The 13,540-nt window shown below is 68.2% G+C and carries 15 protein-coding genes and 1 tRNA gene; 4 read left to right on the top strand and 12 right to left on the bottom strand.

Annotated elements, in window-relative coordinates; genetic code table 11:
- Together ABDV68_RS07515 and ABDV68_RS07510 are read right to left on the bottom strand one after the other, a co-directional pair.
- The coding region (locus tag ABDV68_RS07515; protein WP_343519164.1) for a HAMP domain-containing protein at positions 1-862 on the bottom strand (862 nt) is incomplete at its 3' end.
- Entirely contained in the window at positions 859-1,593 is a 735-nt protein-coding gene (locus tag ABDV68_RS07510; RefSeq protein ID WP_343519163.1) for a response regulator, read from the bottom strand. The genes ABDV68_RS07510 and ABDV68_RS07515, both read right to left, overlap by 4 nt.
- 130 nt (positions 1,594-1,723) lie before the next feature.
- Here ABDV68_RS07510 and ABDV68_RS07505 point away from each other — a divergent pair, with 130 nt between their 5' ends.
- Positions 1,724-2,563, top strand: coding sequence for a MipA/OmpV family protein (locus tag ABDV68_RS07505; RefSeq protein WP_343519162.1), 840 nt, complete (start codon positions 1,724-1,726; stop codon positions 2,561-2,563).
- A gap of 35 nt (positions 2,564-2,598) precedes the next feature.
- Here the strand turns inward: ABDV68_RS07505 and ABDV68_RS07500 are convergent, their stop codons facing one another.
- The 3 genes from ABDV68_RS07500 to ABDV68_RS07490 all read right to left on the bottom strand — a co-directional run bounded on the left by ABDV68_RS07500 (position 2,599) and on the right by ABDV68_RS07490 (position 5,458).
- Complete coding sequence (locus ABDV68_RS07500; protein WP_343519161.1) at positions 2,599-3,531, bottom strand: glycosyltransferase family 2 protein; 933 nt, start codon at positions 3,529-3,531, stop codon at positions 2,599-2,601.
- Positions 3,532-3,671: 140 nt separating this feature from the next.
- Complete coding sequence (tig, locus tag ABDV68_RS07495; RefSeq protein ID WP_343519160.1) at positions 3,672-5,303, bottom strand: trigger factor; 1,632 nt, start codon at positions 5,301-5,303, stop codon at positions 3,672-3,674.
- A gap of 70 nt (positions 5,304-5,373) precedes the next feature.
- Positions 5,374-5,458, bottom strand: a tRNA-Leu gene (locus ABDV68_RS07490).
- A 111-nt stretch (positions 5,459-5,569) separates the two neighbouring features.
- Here ABDV68_RS07490 and ABDV68_RS07485 point away from each other — a divergent pair.
- Positions 5,570-5,770, top strand: a complete 201-nt coding sequence (locus ABDV68_RS07485; RefSeq protein ID WP_343519159.1) for a hypothetical protein — start codon at positions 5,570-5,572, stop codon at positions 5,768-5,770.
- A gap of 3 nt (positions 5,771-5,773) precedes the next feature.
- On the opposite strand, the gene ABDV68_RS07480 is transcribed toward ABDV68_RS07485, so the two are convergent.
- Positions 5,774-6,640: a hypothetical protein gene (locus tag ABDV68_RS07480; RefSeq protein ID WP_343519158.1), complete on the bottom strand. Its 867-nt coding sequence runs from the start codon at positions 6,638-6,640 to the stop codon at positions 5,774-5,776.
- The gene (locus ABDV68_RS07475) at positions 6,637-7,248 is read right to left on the bottom strand and encodes a hypothetical protein (protein WP_343519157.1); all 612 of its coding nucleotides are present in this window, start codon (positions 7,246-7,248) and stop codon (positions 6,637-6,639) included. The genes ABDV68_RS07480 and ABDV68_RS07475 overlap by 4 nt, the downstream gene beginning before the upstream one ends.
- A 184-nt stretch (positions 7,249-7,432) precedes the next feature.
- Between ABDV68_RS07475 and ABDV68_RS07470 the strand changes: the two genes are divergently transcribed.
- Positions 7,433-7,651, top strand: coding sequence for a hypothetical protein (locus ABDV68_RS07470; protein ID WP_343519156.1), 219 nt, complete (start codon positions 7,433-7,435; stop codon positions 7,649-7,651).
- Positions 7,652-7,667: 16 nt separating this feature from the next.
- Positions 7,668-7,853 carry a hypothetical protein gene (locus ABDV68_RS07465; RefSeq protein ID WP_343519155.1) on the top strand — a complete coding sequence of 62 codons (186 nt, stop codon included), beginning with the start codon at positions 7,668-7,670 and terminating at the stop codon, positions 7,851-7,853.
- A 148-nt stretch (positions 7,854-8,001) separates the two neighbouring features.
- Here the strand turns inward: ABDV68_RS07465 and gatB are convergent, their stop codons facing one another.
- From gatB to ABDV68_RS07440, 5 genes are all read right to left on the bottom strand, one after another.
- Positions 8,002-9,456 carry an Asp-tRNA(Asn)/Glu-tRNA(Gln) amidotransferase subunit GatB gene (gene gatB / locus ABDV68_RS07460; RefSeq protein ID WP_343519153.1) on the bottom strand — a complete coding sequence of 485 codons (1,455 nt, stop codon included), beginning with the start codon at positions 9,454-9,456 and terminating at the stop codon, positions 8,002-8,004.
- Complete coding sequence (locus ABDV68_RS07455) at positions 9,453-9,785, bottom strand: trypco2 family protein (protein WP_343519152.1); 333 nt, start codon at positions 9,783-9,785, stop codon at positions 9,453-9,455. Before ABDV68_RS07455 ends, gatB begins: the two co-directional genes overlap by 4 nt.
- Before the next feature lie 8 nt (positions 9,786-9,793).
- Positions 9,794-11,278, bottom strand: coding sequence for an Asp-tRNA(Asn)/Glu-tRNA(Gln) amidotransferase subunit GatA (gene gatA, locus ABDV68_RS07450; RefSeq protein ID WP_343519150.1), 1,485 nt, complete (start codon positions 11,276-11,278; stop codon positions 9,794-9,796).
- 103 nt (positions 11,279-11,381) lie between these two features.
- Complete coding sequence (gene gatC, locus ABDV68_RS07445; protein WP_343519149.1) at positions 11,382-11,669, bottom strand: Asp-tRNA(Asn)/Glu-tRNA(Gln) amidotransferase subunit GatC; 288 nt, start codon at positions 11,667-11,669, stop codon at positions 11,382-11,384.
- A 43-nt stretch (positions 11,670-11,712) separates the two neighbouring features.
- Positions 11,713-13,488 carry a DUF4153 domain-containing protein gene (locus ABDV68_RS07440; RefSeq protein ID WP_343519148.1) on the bottom strand — a complete coding sequence of 592 codons (1,776 nt, stop codon included), beginning with the start codon at positions 13,486-13,488 and terminating at the stop codon, positions 11,713-11,715.
- Positions 13,489-13,540: the final 52 nt, after the last annotated feature.

Raw genomic sequence — 13,540 nt, 5'->3', positions numbered from 1 at the left:
GCAGCCGCAGCCGCGTGAGCGGGGTGCGCAGGTCGTGCGAGATCGCGGCGAGCATCTGCACGCGCTCGTCGACATAGCGTTTGAGGCGAAGCTGCATCGCGTCGAAGGTCTCGGCGATGGCGGCGAATTCGGGCAGGCGCATGTCGCCGATCGGAGTCGGCTCGCGCTCGCGCCCGAGCCGCTCGGCGGCGCCGGCCAGGCGCCCGAGCGGGACGACGATGCTGCGCGCCATCCAGAAGGAGAAGACGGCGAGGATGAGGAGATTGCCGGCGATGGCGAGCAGGTTGCGCGCGTAATGCCAGCGCGCGTCGGTGGTCTGGCGCGGGCTGATGACGCGCCACCGGCCGTCGTCCTCGCGGATCGCGACCTCAAGCCGGCCGAGCACGCTGGTGCGGCCGTTGGCGCGTTCCTCGGTGCCCGGGCCGGGACGCTGCGACTGGTCGCTGGCGGCTTCGGCGGCGGTGAGCAGGAACGGCACGCGCGGGATGATCACCACCGCGGTGCTCGCCGACCGCTCCCAGAAATTGTCGCTGAAGATCTCCGCGCGGACGCGGATATCGGCCGCGGGCCTGTCGAGCGCTCCGGCGAGCGTGGCGCGAAGCTCGTCGGCGAACCCCGCCGCGGTGCCGCCGTGCGAGAAGGCGGGCTCGGGCCGCACGCGCGCGTCGAGGAACGCTCCGGCCGACGGCGCCCTGGCCGCGGCGATCGCCGCGACCAGCCAGGCGCGCTGCACGACCAGGAACGGCGGTGGCGGGATCAGCGTGCGCAGCGCCTGGTCGAGCGCGAACGACGACACCGCGACGAGCACGATCGCGATCGCCAGCCGCGCGGCCAGCTTGAGCCTTGGCACCTGCGGCTTCATGCGCCCGCCACCGGTTCGACCGTGGCGGAGAAGAAATAGCCGCCGTTGCGCACCGTCTTGATCAGCTCGGGCGCTTGCGGATCGGCCTCGACCTTGCGGCGCAGGCGGCTGACCTGGACGTCGACGCTGCGGTCGATGTTGAGGCTGGAACGGCCATGGACATAGTCGAGCAGCTGGTCGCGGCTGAGCACCTGTTGCGGGTGCTGGACCAGCGCGACGAGCAGGTCGAACTCGCCGGTGGTCAGCTCGACCAGCGAGCCCGCGGGCGAGACCAGGGTGCGGCGGCTGGTGTCGAGCGTCCACCCGGCGAAGCGGAAGCGGTCGGCGAGCAGCTCGGGCGGGGGTGCGGCGGACATAGCGGCCCGGCGCAGCGCGGCGCGGATACGGGCGAGCAGCTCGCGCGGATTGAACGGCTTGGCGACATAATCGTCGGCGCCGAGCTCGAGCCCGATCACGCGATCGGTGTCGTCGCCGCGCGCGGTGAGCAGGATGATCGGCACGGTGCTGGTGGCGCGCAGCCGCTGGCACAGGGTGAAGCCGTCGTCGCCCGGCATCATCACGTCGAGCACGACCACGTCGAAGCGGTATTTGCCGGTGAGCTCGGCCATCTGGCGCCCGCCATCGGCGACGCTGACGCGCAGGCCGTTGTCGCTGAGGTAGCGTGCCAGCATCGTGCGGATCTGGCGGTCGTCGTCCACCACCAGGATGTGCGGGCTCTCGTTCCTCGACATGCACGGGTCATAGCCCCGCCGCGGAATCGAGTCTGTAGCCGTAACATTCTGCAACACACCGTCACCGGAGCGAAATCCGCGGCGGCCAGGGGAGACCTATAAGCCCGCCACCCCCCTTGGAGTGCTGTCCATGACCCTGTCTCGCGTCCCCGCCCTCGCCGGCCGTCTCCCCGCCTGGCGCCATGGCCTGTTGATCCTCGCCATTCCGCTCGTCGTGCTGCCGCTGTCGCAGGCGCGGGCGCAGGACCAGGAGGAGGAGCGCGACGACTGGCAGGTGATGCTCGGCGCGGGCGCGATCTACGCGCCGGACTATGAGGGATCGGACGAATTCGAGGTTCAGCCCTTTCCCTTCGTCTCGGTCGCCTATCGCGATCTCGCTTATGTTCGCGGGCCGGAGATCGGGATCAACCTGCTGCGCCTCAAGCCGTCCGAGGACCTGCAGATCAAGGCCGGTCCGATCGCGCGCTATCGCCGCGATCGTCCGGAGGACCGCAATTCCGACTTGCGCGGGCTCGGCGATGTCGACCTGGCGATCGAGCTCGGCGGAGCGCTGGCGGTCGAGTATCGCCAGGCCTATCTCCGCGTCTCGCTGGCGAAGGACGTGGCGGGCGGCCATGACGGGCTGGTGGGCGAAGGCGAGGCGGGGATCCGCTTCGACCTCGCCGAGCAGCTCAGCGCCTCGGCCAGCGCCCGCGCGAGCTGGGCCGACGGCGACTATATGCGCACCTATTTCAGCGTGAGCCCGGCGCAATCGGTGGCGAGCGGACTCCCCGTGTTCGCGGCGGAGAGCGGGATCAAGGACGTCGGCGCGGGGCTCAGCCTCAGCTACCGGCTCGGCTCGCGCTGGATGCTGACCGCGGTGGGCGGCTATTCGCGGCTGCTCGGCGATGCCGCCGACGCGCCGCTGGTGACTCGGCGCGGGTCGCCCGACCAGTGGCAGGGCGGGCTGTTCCTAGCCTATCGTTTCTGAACGTCAAAATCCTCCCCGCCAGGGGGAGGATCTAATCAGGGTGCGAGCAGCGGTCCCGGGACCGCGAGATAGGCGAGCCGGCGCATCTCGCGCCGGCCGCGCACCACCGTGTCGAGGATCAGCCCGGCGAACAGGCTGAGCGCCGACAGGATGACGAGCCCCGTCGCCAGGATCGCGGTCGGGAAGCGCGGGACGAGGCCGGTCTGCGCATAGGTGATCGCCAGCGGCACCGCGAGGATCACGGCGAGACCGACGAGCAGCGCGCCGATCAGCCCGAAGAACAGCATCGGCTTCTCGATCCGATAGAGCGTCAGGATGGTGCGCGCGATACGCAGGCCGTCGCTATAGGTCGAGAGCTTCGAGGCCGAGCCCTCGGGCCGGGCGAGGTAGCGCGTCTCCACCTCCCCCACCGGCATCTTGAGCTCGAGCGCGTGGACGCTGATCTCGGTCTCGATCTCGAACCCGGCGGAGAGCACCGGGAAGCTCTTGACGAAGCGGCGCGAGAAGACGCGGTAGCCCGAGAAGATGTCGGTGAAGCTGCGCCCGAACAGGCGCGAAAGCAGCCCGGTCATCGCGCGGTTGCCGAGCACATGGCCGCGGCGATAGGCGTCCGCCGCCTCGTGCACGCGGGTGCCGACGACCATGTCGAGCCCCTCGGCCAGGACCTTCTCGATCATCGCGGGCGCGGCGGCGGCGTCATAGGTCGCGTCGCCGTCGGCCATGACGTAGAGGTCGGCGTCGACGTCGGCGAACATGCGGCGGACGACATTGCCCTTGCCCTGCATGCGCTCGGTCCGGACGATCGCGCCGGCCGCGCGCGCGACCTCGACGGTACGGTCCCGGCTGTTGTTGTCGTAGACGTAGATCGCGGCGCCGGGGAGCGCGGCGCGGAAAGCCGCGACGGTCTGCCCGATCGCGGCTTCCTCATTGTAGCAGGGCAGGATCACTGCGATGCGTGGTTCGGCCACCCAATCCCCCACTTCGTCACCCCGGCCTCGTTCCGGGGTCCACCGGGAGGCTGGGCGAAGAGCTTAAGCCTCTTGCACGTAGTCTGCTGCACCGTGGACCCCGGCACAAGGCCGGGGTGACGGTGGTTTGCGTGAAGGCCTCAGTCGGCCTTCTTCTTGGCCGGGGCCTTCTTCTTCGGCGCTTCGGCGGCCGCGTCGTCGGCCTTGGCGGCGGCTTTCTTCGCCGGGGCCTTCTTGGCGGGCGCCTCGGCCTTCTCGACGGCCGGAGCTTCCTCGGCCTTGGCCTCCTTCTTCGGCGCGGCCTTCCTGGCGGGCTTCACGTCCTCGGCGGCGGGCGCCTCGTCGGCCTCGTCGGCCTTCTTGGCCTTCGCCTTCTTCGCCGGCTTGTGGTCGTGGTCATGGTCGTGACCGCAGCCCGGGCCGTGGACATGGGGGACGGCGCCCTCCTCGCTCTCGATCGCGGCCTCGAGCTCCTCGCGCGTCACTTCGCGCTCGGTGACCTCGGCCTTCTCGAACAGGAAGTCGACGACCTTGTCCTCGTAGAGCGGCGCGCGCAGCTGGGCGGCGGCCATCGGCTCCTGCTGGATGTACTGGACGAAGCGCTGCTGGTCCTCGGGACGATATTGCTGCGCGGCCTGGGCGATCAGGCGGTTCATCTCGGCCTGGCTGACCTCGATGCCGTTGGCCTGGCCGATCTCCGACAGGAGCAGGCCGAGGCGCACGCGGCGCTCGGCGATCGCGCGGTAATCGTCCTTCTCGTTCTCGAGCTCCTTCCTGGCGGCCTCGGGGTCTTCCTCGTGGCTCGCCTCATGCTCGAGCTGCGCCCAGATCTGGTTGAACTCGGCCTCGACCATCGACGGCGGGACCGGGAAGTCGTGGCCGGCGGCGAGCTGGTCGAGCAGCTTGCGCTTCATATAGGTGCGCGTGAGGCCGCCGGTCTCGCTCTCGAGCTGGCTCTTGAGGATCCCGCGCAGCTGGTCGAGGCTCTCGAGGCCGAGGTTCTTGGCGAAATCCTCGTCGATCCTGGTCTCGCCGGCGGTCTTCACCGCGGTGATCTTGAGGTCGAAGGTCGCGGGCTTGCCGGCGAGCGTATCGACGCCGTAATCCTCGGGGAAGGTCACTTCGATCTGCTTCTCGTCACCCGCCTTGACGCCGACGATCTGGTCCTCGAAACCGGGGATCAGGCGGCCCGAGCCGATCTCGATCGCCATCGCCTCGCCGGTGCCGCCCTCGAACGCGACGCCGTCGACCTTGCCGACGAAGTCCATCGTCACCTGGTCGCCATGCTTCGCCTTGTACGTCGGCTTGGCGTCTTCCCACGCCTTCTGCTGGCCGGCGATCTGCTGGAGCTGGGCGTCGATCGCGCTCTCGTCGACGGGGACGAGCAGGCGCTCGAGCTTGAGGCCCTCGATCGAGGGCGCGGGCACGTCGGGGAGCACTTCGAGCTCGACCTTGACCTCGGCGTCCTTGCCCGGGGCGAAATCGCCCTCGAGGCTGACCGAAGGCTGCATCGCCGGACGCAGCTTGTGCTCGGCGATGAGCTTCTGCACGCCTTCCTGGATCGTGGTGTTGAGCGCGTCCTGAGTCAGCGCCTCGCCATGCATCTTGCGGACGAGGTTGGTCGGGACCTTGCCGGGGCGGAAGCCGGGCATGCGGATCTGCGGGGCGACGCGCTTCACCTCGGCATCGACGCGCGAGTCGATGTCCTTGGCGGTGATCTTCAGGGTGTAGGCGCGCTTCAGGCCCTCGTTCAACGTCTCGACAGTCTGCATTTCAATCAGGCTTCCTGCTCTGGAAGTGGAATCGGTGTAGCGGCGTCGCCACGAGCGCCGGGCGGCGGACTGGTGCGGGCGAAGGGACTCGAACCCCCACATCTTGCGATACTGGAACCTAAATCCAGCGCGTCTACCAGTTCCGCCACGCCCGCATTCAGGGACACCGCAGGTCGGCGGGCTCTATAGCAAGGCATGGGGCCGGGGCAAGCGCGAAGCAACCGGGCGCCGGGACGGCGCGTTGAGACGGCAAAAGGAGACCGAAATTGCCCGTCGAACCGCCCATCCCCGGCCAGCCCGAACCCGCCAAGCCGAGCGTTCCGCCGCCCGAGGCACCCCCGGCCCCGCAGCCCGGCCAGCCGACCCCGGGCGGGCCCGAGATCCAGCCGCCCGCGCCCGACATCGACATACCGGCACCGACGCCGCAGGGCGATCCGCCCGCAACGCCGGTTCAGCCGGTGGCGTGAGGGTCAGTTGCCCTTGGTCAAATCGACGATGCGGTCGCGGTCGTAGCGCATCACGCCGTCGATGGCGGGAAAGCGGTCGATCGTCATGCCGTAATAATTGGGCAGCTTGCCCACCGGCCTCAGCACCGCCGGGCTGGCCGCCATCTTTGCGAGCCGCGGATCGAGCGGCGTACCTGCCGTCGCCGGGCGGAACTCGACAGCGAGCGGCATCGGCTTGGCGTTGTCGCCGCCCTCACGCTTGGGCAGCTCGCGTGCGGTGAACCGGCCGAGATCGGTGACCTCGCCCGCCTTCACGTCGAACGCGACGCTGCCCATGCAGAAGCAGCTGCCCATCGCGCCGCCGTTCGGCATCACGCTCATCAGGCCATAGACGCGGTAACGCCCCGGGGTGAGCTGCTGGAGATAGGTCGAGGTCTTGTCGCCATCCGAGCCCTTGGCGAAGCGGTTGAGCGGGCCGATCGAGACGCCGGTGAGCAGCCCGAACGGCGTGAATTCGAAATTCTCCTCGGTCGGCTCGACGGGCTTTTCGGGCTTTTTCGGCTTCTGCGCGCCCTTGGGCATGCTGTCATAGGCCTTCCGGTCGCGCTCATACGAGGCGAGCTTCTTGGCATATTTGCCACGCGCCTCGACCAGCGCTTCGGCGCGCAGGCGATCATAGGTCGCCTGGTCCTCCGCGCTGGGCACGCGCATCAGGTGAAGCGGGATGGCGACGTCCGAGCGCACCAGCACATAGGCCTGCGCCGGATCGAGCGCGACGGCGGGCTTGTCCTTGACCGCCGAGGTCTCGACGAAGACGACCTTCTCCTTCCTGGCGAGCGCGGGCGAAGCGAAGGCGGCGAGCGCCGCGGCGGCGATGACGATGCGATTCACAGGCCGAGTTCCTCGCCTTGCGGGGTTGCGGTGGCGGCGACCAGCGCCTGGCGCTTGAGGAAGTCGAAGCGGCGGCTCTCCGGCATGTCGGACAGCCCCTCCTCGAAGTGGAACGCCTCCCACAGGTCCTTCTTGAGGCCGTAACGCTGGTAGCCCTTGAAGTGCATGCACTGGCGCATATTGACGCGGCGCAGGCGGCGCTTCTCGGCCGAGCCGAAGATCGCCATCGCCATCGCGTTGCCGATCGCGCCGCCGACCGCGCCGGCCATCGTGCCGGCATAGGGATAGGGCGGCTGGACATAGCCGATGCCGCTTTGCAGGCCGCGGGCATAGCCGTCGCACTCGACGATGTCGCGATAGGCGTCGCCATAGCTCACGCCTGGGCGGACAAAGTAGTAATATTTGTCGAAGCTCGCCTGGTCCTCCGGCGTCGCGGTGAAGGCGAGCTTGGGCATTTCGAGCTTGCCTGCCTCGGCTTCGTCGAACTCGAGCTTGCCGAACGGCGAGCCGCTGTCGGCAAGGAACGCCGCCTCGGCCGCGGGCGCGGCCGGCGCCTGCTCCTGTGCGGATGCGATGCCCGGCAATGTCAGCGACGTGGCGACCAGCATGGCGCACGCACGGCGCGCCAGACCACAAGATGGCATGGAAACCCCTCCCCCATTTCAAACGCCCCGGTCGAATCGACGCGAAGCTGCCCCGCCGGCGAGATTATCGCGGTGCTCTGCCTGCGCAAGCCGGAAAGCCGGACCCGGATCCGTCGCGATTCGTTGATGAGACGAAGGAGAGACGACCATGTCCGATACCAACCGCGATCCGCACCCCGACAGCCCGCCCGAGGAGAATCACGAGCGCCGCAGCGATCTGGAGCAGGCAACCACCGGCACCAACCGCGACATCGAGAATGTCGTCGAGGCCGAAGGTGATGGCGAGACCGACCCCGCGGCGGAGGGCGTCGGCGGCGAGAATGGCGCCGGCGGCGTCGTGAAGAACCAGGACGACATGGCGCAGTGACGCCGCGGAGGCAAAGATGAGTGACAGTGACAGATACAGCAAGTCCGGCCAGCCCAACAAGCCGGGCGGGAATTTCGGCGAGAATGGCGAGCCGCGCGACGCCGAGGACCTTCAGGCGGTGAAGAACCAGGGCGAGGTCTCGCCCGACGACTATCCCGACGATGCCGACGGCAAGCCGGACATCCCCCCGCCGCCGGACTGAAGCATTCTGAATCGTTATCCTCCCCCGCCAGGAGGAGGTGGCGCGCGTAACGCGACGGAGGGGGGAAACGAGCCGCTATGTTCGGCCGTCCGCCCCCTCCGTCAGCTGCGCTGACGCCTCCCCCTGGCGGGGGAGGATTTCTGGGAGTCTAGCCGTCCAGCGCCTTCTTGAGCAGGTCGTTGACCACGCCGGGGTTGGCCTTGCCCGCCATCGCCTTCATCGTCTGGCCGACGAAGAAGCCGAACAGCTTGTCCTTGCCCGAGCGGTATTCGGCGACCTTGTCGGCATTGGCTTCGAGGACCTTGGCGATCTCCGCCTCGATCGCGCCGGTGTCGCTGGTCTGCTTGAGGCCGCGCTCCTCGACGATCCTGGCGGGATCGTCGCCGGTTTCGAGCATGATTTCAAACACCTGCTTGGCGAGCGTGTTGGACAGCGTGCCTTCGGCGACGAGGCCGAGAAGTTCAGCCGCCTGAGCGGGCGAGACCGGGCTGTGCTCGATGTCCTTGCCGAGGCGATTGAGCGCGCCGAACAGCTCCGAGGTGACCCAGTTGGCGGCCGCGGGGCCCTTTGCGCCGGCTTCGAGCAGCGCGTCGAAATAGCGCGCGGACTCGACCTCGGCGGTCAGCACTGCGGCGTTGTACGGCGTGATGCCGAGGCCCAGGTAACGCGCGCGCTTGGCGTCGGGCAGCTCGGGGAGCGAAGCGCGGCATTCGTCGAGGAACGCGTCGTCGAGCTCGAGCGGGAGCAGGTCGGGATCGGGGAAATAGCGATAGTCGTGCGCATCCTCCTTGGAGCGCATCGACCGCGTCTCACCCTTGTCGGGATCGAACAGGCGGGTTTCCTGAACGATCTTGCCGCCGCTCTCGAGCACGTCGATCTGGCGCAGCGCCTCGATCTCCACCGTCTGCATGACGAAGCGGACCGAGTTGACGTTCTTGGTCTCGGTGCGGGTGCCGAACGGCTCGCCCGGCTTGCGGACGGACACGTTGACGTCGGCGCGCATCGAGCCCTGGTCCATATTGCCGTCGCACGAGCCGACATAGCGCAGGATCGACCTGAGCTTCGAGAGATAGGCGCCGGCCTCGGCGGGGGAGCGCATGTCGGGCTTGGAGACGATCTCCATCAGCGCGACGCCCGAGCGGTTGAGGTCGACATAGGACAGGCGCGGATGCTGGTCGTGCATCAGCTTGCCGGCGTCCTGCTCGACATGGATGCGCTCGACGCCGATCGTCTTGATCTCGTTCTCAACTTCGATTTCGATCGCGCCCTCGCCCACCAGCGGATGGTAGAGCTGGCTGATCTGATAGCCCTGCGGCAGATCGGCGTAGAAATAATTCTTGCGGTCGAACCGTGACCATTTGTTGATCTGCGCGTCGATCGCCATGCCGGTGCGCACCGCCTGACGGATGCACTCGCGGTTGGGGACCGGGAGCATGCCGGGCATCGCGGCGTCGATCAGCGACACCTGCGTGTTCGGCTCGGCGCCGAACTCGGTCGCGGCGCCCGAGAAGAGCTTGGCGTTGGACGTGACCTGGGCGTGGACCTCAAGGCCGATCACGACCTCCCACTCACCGGTTGCGCCTTTGATGCGGTATTCGCTCAACTACGATCTCGCTTAAATTTGGTTGGGACCGTGAACTGGATACGGCTCACCGAGGAGGATTCGGACGACACGTCGCCGCCTGCATTAGCACCAACTGAAAATACTTGGATTTTGAATCCCCCTCGAGCGGTCCCGCTATGTTTCGCAGTGACGGCGACATCGAAGGAGACATTGTCCGGGGCGCTGAACGCGAACTCACCGGTTCCGAAAGCGGATCGGACGCGAGCATCAGGTTGTGCGTCGGCAATCCCCTTCATAACCGCACCAAGAGTGCTCGTAACAAAAGCCTGTAGCTCGTTGCTTTCAACAGCATCCTGTTCGTCAGCCATATTGTCTCCTACCACCACTGCTCCGGCTTGGCCGTGAACCCGGCGCGCTGCTCGATCGCCAGCGACGCGTCGAGCACGCCCTGCTCGTCGAACGGCTTGCCGATGATCTGGAGGCCGAGCGGGAGCCCGTCCTTGTCGAGGCCGCCGGGCACCGACATTGCCGGAATGCCCGCGAGGCTCGACGGCACCGTGAAGACGTCGTTCAAATACATCGCCAGCGGATCGGCCGATTTCTCGCCGAGCGCGAACGCCGCCGAGGGCGCGGTCGGGGTGAGCAGCAGGTCGCACTGCGTCCATGCCTTCTCGAAATCCTGCGCGATCAGCGTGCGGACCTTCTGCGCCTGGGTGTAGTACGCATCGTAGAAGCCCGCCGAGAGGACGTAGGTGCCGATCAGGATGCGGCGCTGCACTTCCGGGCCGAAGCCGGCGGCGCGGGTCGCGGCGTACATTTCCTGGAGGTTGGCGCCGTCGGGCAGGTCGCGCTGGCCGTAGCGCACGCCGTCGTAGCGCGCGAGGTTGGACGACGCCTCGGCCGGGGCGATGATGTAATAGGCCGGGAGCGCGTATTTGGTGTGCGGCAGCGAGACCTCGACGATCTCGGCGCCCGCGTCCTTGAGCCAGTCGATGCCCTGCTGCCACAGCGCCTCGATTTCGGCCGGCATGCCGTCGACGCGATATTCCTTCGGGATGCCGACCTTCTTGCCGCGCAGGTCGGCGGAGAGCGCGGCTTCCCAATTGGGCACCGCCATGTCGAGCGAGGTCGCGTCCTTGGGATCGAAGCCGGCCATCGCCTCGAGCATGATCGCGCAGTCGCGCACGTCGCGCGCCATCGGCCCGGCCTGGTCGAGCGACGAGGCGAAGGCGACCACGCCCCAGCGCGAGCAGCGGCCGTAGGTCGGCTTGATGCCGCTGATTCCGGTGAATGCGGCGGGCTGGCGGATCGAGCCGCCGGTGTCGGTGCCGGTCGCCGCAGGCACGAGCCGCGCCGCGATCGCCGCGGAGGAGCCGCCCGACGAGCCGCCGGGCGCGAGCGCGGCGTTGCCGCCGTCCTTGCGCCGCCACGGGCTGATCACGTTGCCGAAATAGCTGGTCTCGTTGGACGAGCCCATCGCGAACTGGTCGAGGTTGAGCTTGCCGAGCATGCCGGCGCCCGCATCCCAGAGCTTCTGGGAGACGGTCGATTCATAGACCGGCTTGAACCCCTCCAGCATATGGCTGGCGGCGGTGGTCTGCACGCCCTTGGTGCAGAACAGGTCCTTCATGCCGATCGGCACGCCGGCGAGCGGCTTGAGCGTCTCGCCCGCCGCGCGCGCGGCGTCGGCGGCGCGGGCCGCGGCGATCGCGTGGTCGGGCGTCTCGACGATGAAGGCGTTGAGCTGCTTGGCGGCGCTCACCTTGGTGACGAAGGCGTCGGCGACCTCGATCGCGGAGAAGTCGCCCGAGCGGACACCGTCGCGCAGCGCGGCGACACCGAGGGTGGTGAGGTCGGTCATGCCTGTTCTCCCGCGAAAGCAGGAGCCCAGGGCCACAAGCGGCCCGCCTGCGACTCTGGATCCCGGGTCGAGCCCGGGATGATCGAATGATGCCGTTCCGTCATCATTCGATCACCTTCGGCACGGTGAAGAAGCCATGCTCGGCGAGCGGGGCATTGGCGAGCACCTCGTCGCGGATGCCGCCGTCGGTGACGACGTCGTCGCGCAGGCGCAGCTGGTTGGGGATGACGGCGGTCATCGGCTCGACCGACGAGGTATCGACCTCGCCGAGCTGCTCGATCCAGCCGAGAATGTTGTTGAGCTCGGGCGCGAGGCGCTCGGCATCACTATCGCTGATCGCGATGCGCGCGAGGCTCGCGACCTTCTTCACGGTTGCGGTGTCTACGGACATGGAGGCGCGCCTAGCAGCGACGCCCCCCTGCCATCAAGCGCGGTTATTCGAAGGCCTCGCCCACGGGCTCGCCGCCCACGAAGATCTGACGGCGCTCGACCTTGCGGATCTCGATTGCTCCTTGCGCAAGGCCGGTGGCCGTGCGCGTCCTCGCCATGGGATCGGGCGCCGGCGGCCGCACCTGCTCCCACGGGGTCCATTTGCCGGACAGGCGGACGAACCGCCTGGGTTGGGAGAAGGAGCAGCGATCCTCAGGCGCGGGCGCGGAGACGGCACCGCCAGCGGCGGGGGCCGGCGAAGGCAACGGTTTGTAGCACGCGTCGGATAGCAAGACCGCATCGGTCCCGCCCGGAAGGAAGGTCAGCGTGCAGCGCTCGGTCTGGCACTGCCAACTGGTCGACATCGCCTCCCGTATTTCCGCCGGAAGCGCGGTACCGGCCGGCAAGATCCGCAGCGTCTTGTCGAGCGTCTCGGCGCGGACCGCCTGCGTACCATCGGGGGCATCGTAGCGATATTTGGCTACCGACGCCGAGCTCGCCTTCTCGCGAATCGTGGCGTTGGCCGACTTCTTGAGCCGTTCGAGCGCCGCCCTGCCAGGCTCGCCAAAGTCGAAGGCCAACGCGCGCCAATCGAATTTCTCGGGCGTGGTCCTGTCCGATTCGAGCCGCGCGACCTGATCGCGGGTCGAAATGGCGTTGAAGCTCACGATCGGCGTGGCGAGCAGCAGCGCGACGCCGCAGGTGAGGATCGCGATGTTGAGGTTGGCGGGACGTATCCGCTCCGCCCAAGCGGCACGGCCGCGGATGACGCTGGCGAGATAGGCCACCGCGACAACGCTCGCGAGGATTACGAACGTGAGCGCCCACAGCCGCTCGGGGGTGAAGCCGTACTGGCCGATGCGCAGGCCCGTGGCGAACGCGGCGATGCCGGCGAGCGGGAGGATCACCACCGCGAGGATCAGTGCCGCCCAGCGCAGCACGGGGTTGCGGGGAGCACCGTCGGCGCCGTTGCCGATCACGGCGTTGACCAGCAGCAGCGAGCCGAGCACGCAGCCGAGCAGAATCGGCGTGGTGGCCTTGGTGGCATCCCATAGCGGCTGGAGGCCGGTGAAGGGCAGCGCGAGCAGGAACAGGCCGAGCCCGATCGCCAGCACCGGCGCGAGCACGCCGAGCACGAGCATCGCGACATTCTGGAGCAGCGCGGCGATCCGGCTATGCTCGCGCAGCAGCGCCAGGCCGAGGCCGAAGGCGAGCCCGACCAGCGCGCGCCAGAACCATTCCTTGCGCAGCAGGTCGCTCAGGAAGTCGATGCCGATCAGCTGGAACAGCGCGGCGAGCAGGAACGAGAGCGCCAGCGTCACGGCGACGAACGCCCAGCCGAGGCACCACAGCACGGCGTTGGTCCAGGCATGGTCGTGCGCGGCGGGATAGGAGATCGGCCGGAAGCCCGATTCGCGGCCTGCCTGGAACAGCGGCGCAGCGATGCCGATGGCGAGCGCGAGGCTGAACACGCGCCAGCCCTCGGTCGCGCTCCAGCCCGAGGTGGCGCCGTTGAAATAGAGGATCAGTGCGGCGACGAGACCACAGCCGAGCGCGAAGGCGATCGAACGGCGCAAGTCGGCGCGCTCGACCACGAAGCCGAACAGCAATGCCGAAACGCTGACGAAGCTCAGCAGCGCGAGACGGAGCGCGCTGATCTGGGGCTGGTAGCCCGTGCCGAGGATCCAATGGGCGACCAGCCCGGTGACGAGCCCCAGTCCGGCAAGCAGCACCGGCAGCAATGGCCAGCCTTGGTCCTGATCTTCCGTACGAGTCGCCATGCCGCCCTCCCTGCCCCGCCTTAACACGGTTGCATCCTTCGCAACCATCGCG

The organism is Sphingomonas sp., from assembly GCF_039595165.1.
Classification (GTDB): domain Bacteria; phylum Pseudomonadota; class Alphaproteobacteria; order Sphingomonadales; family Sphingomonadaceae; genus Sphingomonas.
Note: the sequence above shows the minus strand (reverse complement) of the source record. Positions and strands in the feature narration are given on the sequence as shown.

What these genes read in the sequence shown, in the direction of transcription:
- ABDV68_RS07510 (WP_343519163.1), bottom strand. Translation starts at nt 1,593, where the DNA reads ATGTCGAGGAACGAGAGCCCGCACATCCTGGTGGTGGACGACGACCGC.
- ABDV68_RS07505 (WP_343519162.1), top strand. Translation starts at nt 1,724, where the DNA reads ATGACCCTGTCTCGCGTCCCCGCCCTCGCCGGCCGTCTCCCCGCCTGG.
- tig (WP_343519160.1), bottom strand. Translation starts at nt 5,303, where the DNA reads ATGCAGACTGTCGAGACGTTGAACGAGGGCCTGAAGCGCGCCTACACC.
- ABDV68_RS07475 (WP_343519157.1), bottom strand. Translation starts at nt 7,248, where the DNA reads ATGCTGGTCGCCACGTCGCTGACATTGCCGGGCATCGCATCCGCACAG.
- ABDV68_RS07470 (WP_343519156.1), top strand. Translation starts at nt 7,433, where the DNA reads ATGTCCGATACCAACCGCGATCCGCACCCCGACAGCCCGCCCGAGGAG.
- ABDV68_RS07465 (WP_343519155.1), top strand. Translation starts at nt 7,668, where the DNA reads ATGAGTGACAGTGACAGATACAGCAAGTCCGGCCAGCCCAACAAGCCG.
- ABDV68_RS07455 (WP_343519152.1), bottom strand. Translation starts at nt 9,785, where the DNA reads ATGGCTGACGAACAGGATGCTGTTGAAAGCAACGAGCTACAGGCTTTT.
- gatA (WP_343519150.1), bottom strand. Translation starts at nt 11,278, where the DNA reads ATGACCGACCTCACCACCCTCGGTGTCGCCGCGCTGCGCGACGGTGTC.
- gatC (WP_343519149.1), bottom strand. Translation starts at nt 11,669, where the DNA reads ATGTCCGTAGACACCGCAACCGTGAAGAAGGTCGCGAGCCTCGCGCGC.
- ABDV68_RS07440 (WP_343519148.1), bottom strand. Translation starts at nt 13,488, where the DNA reads ATGGCGACTCGTACGGAAGATCAGGACCAAGGCTGGCCATTGCTGCCG.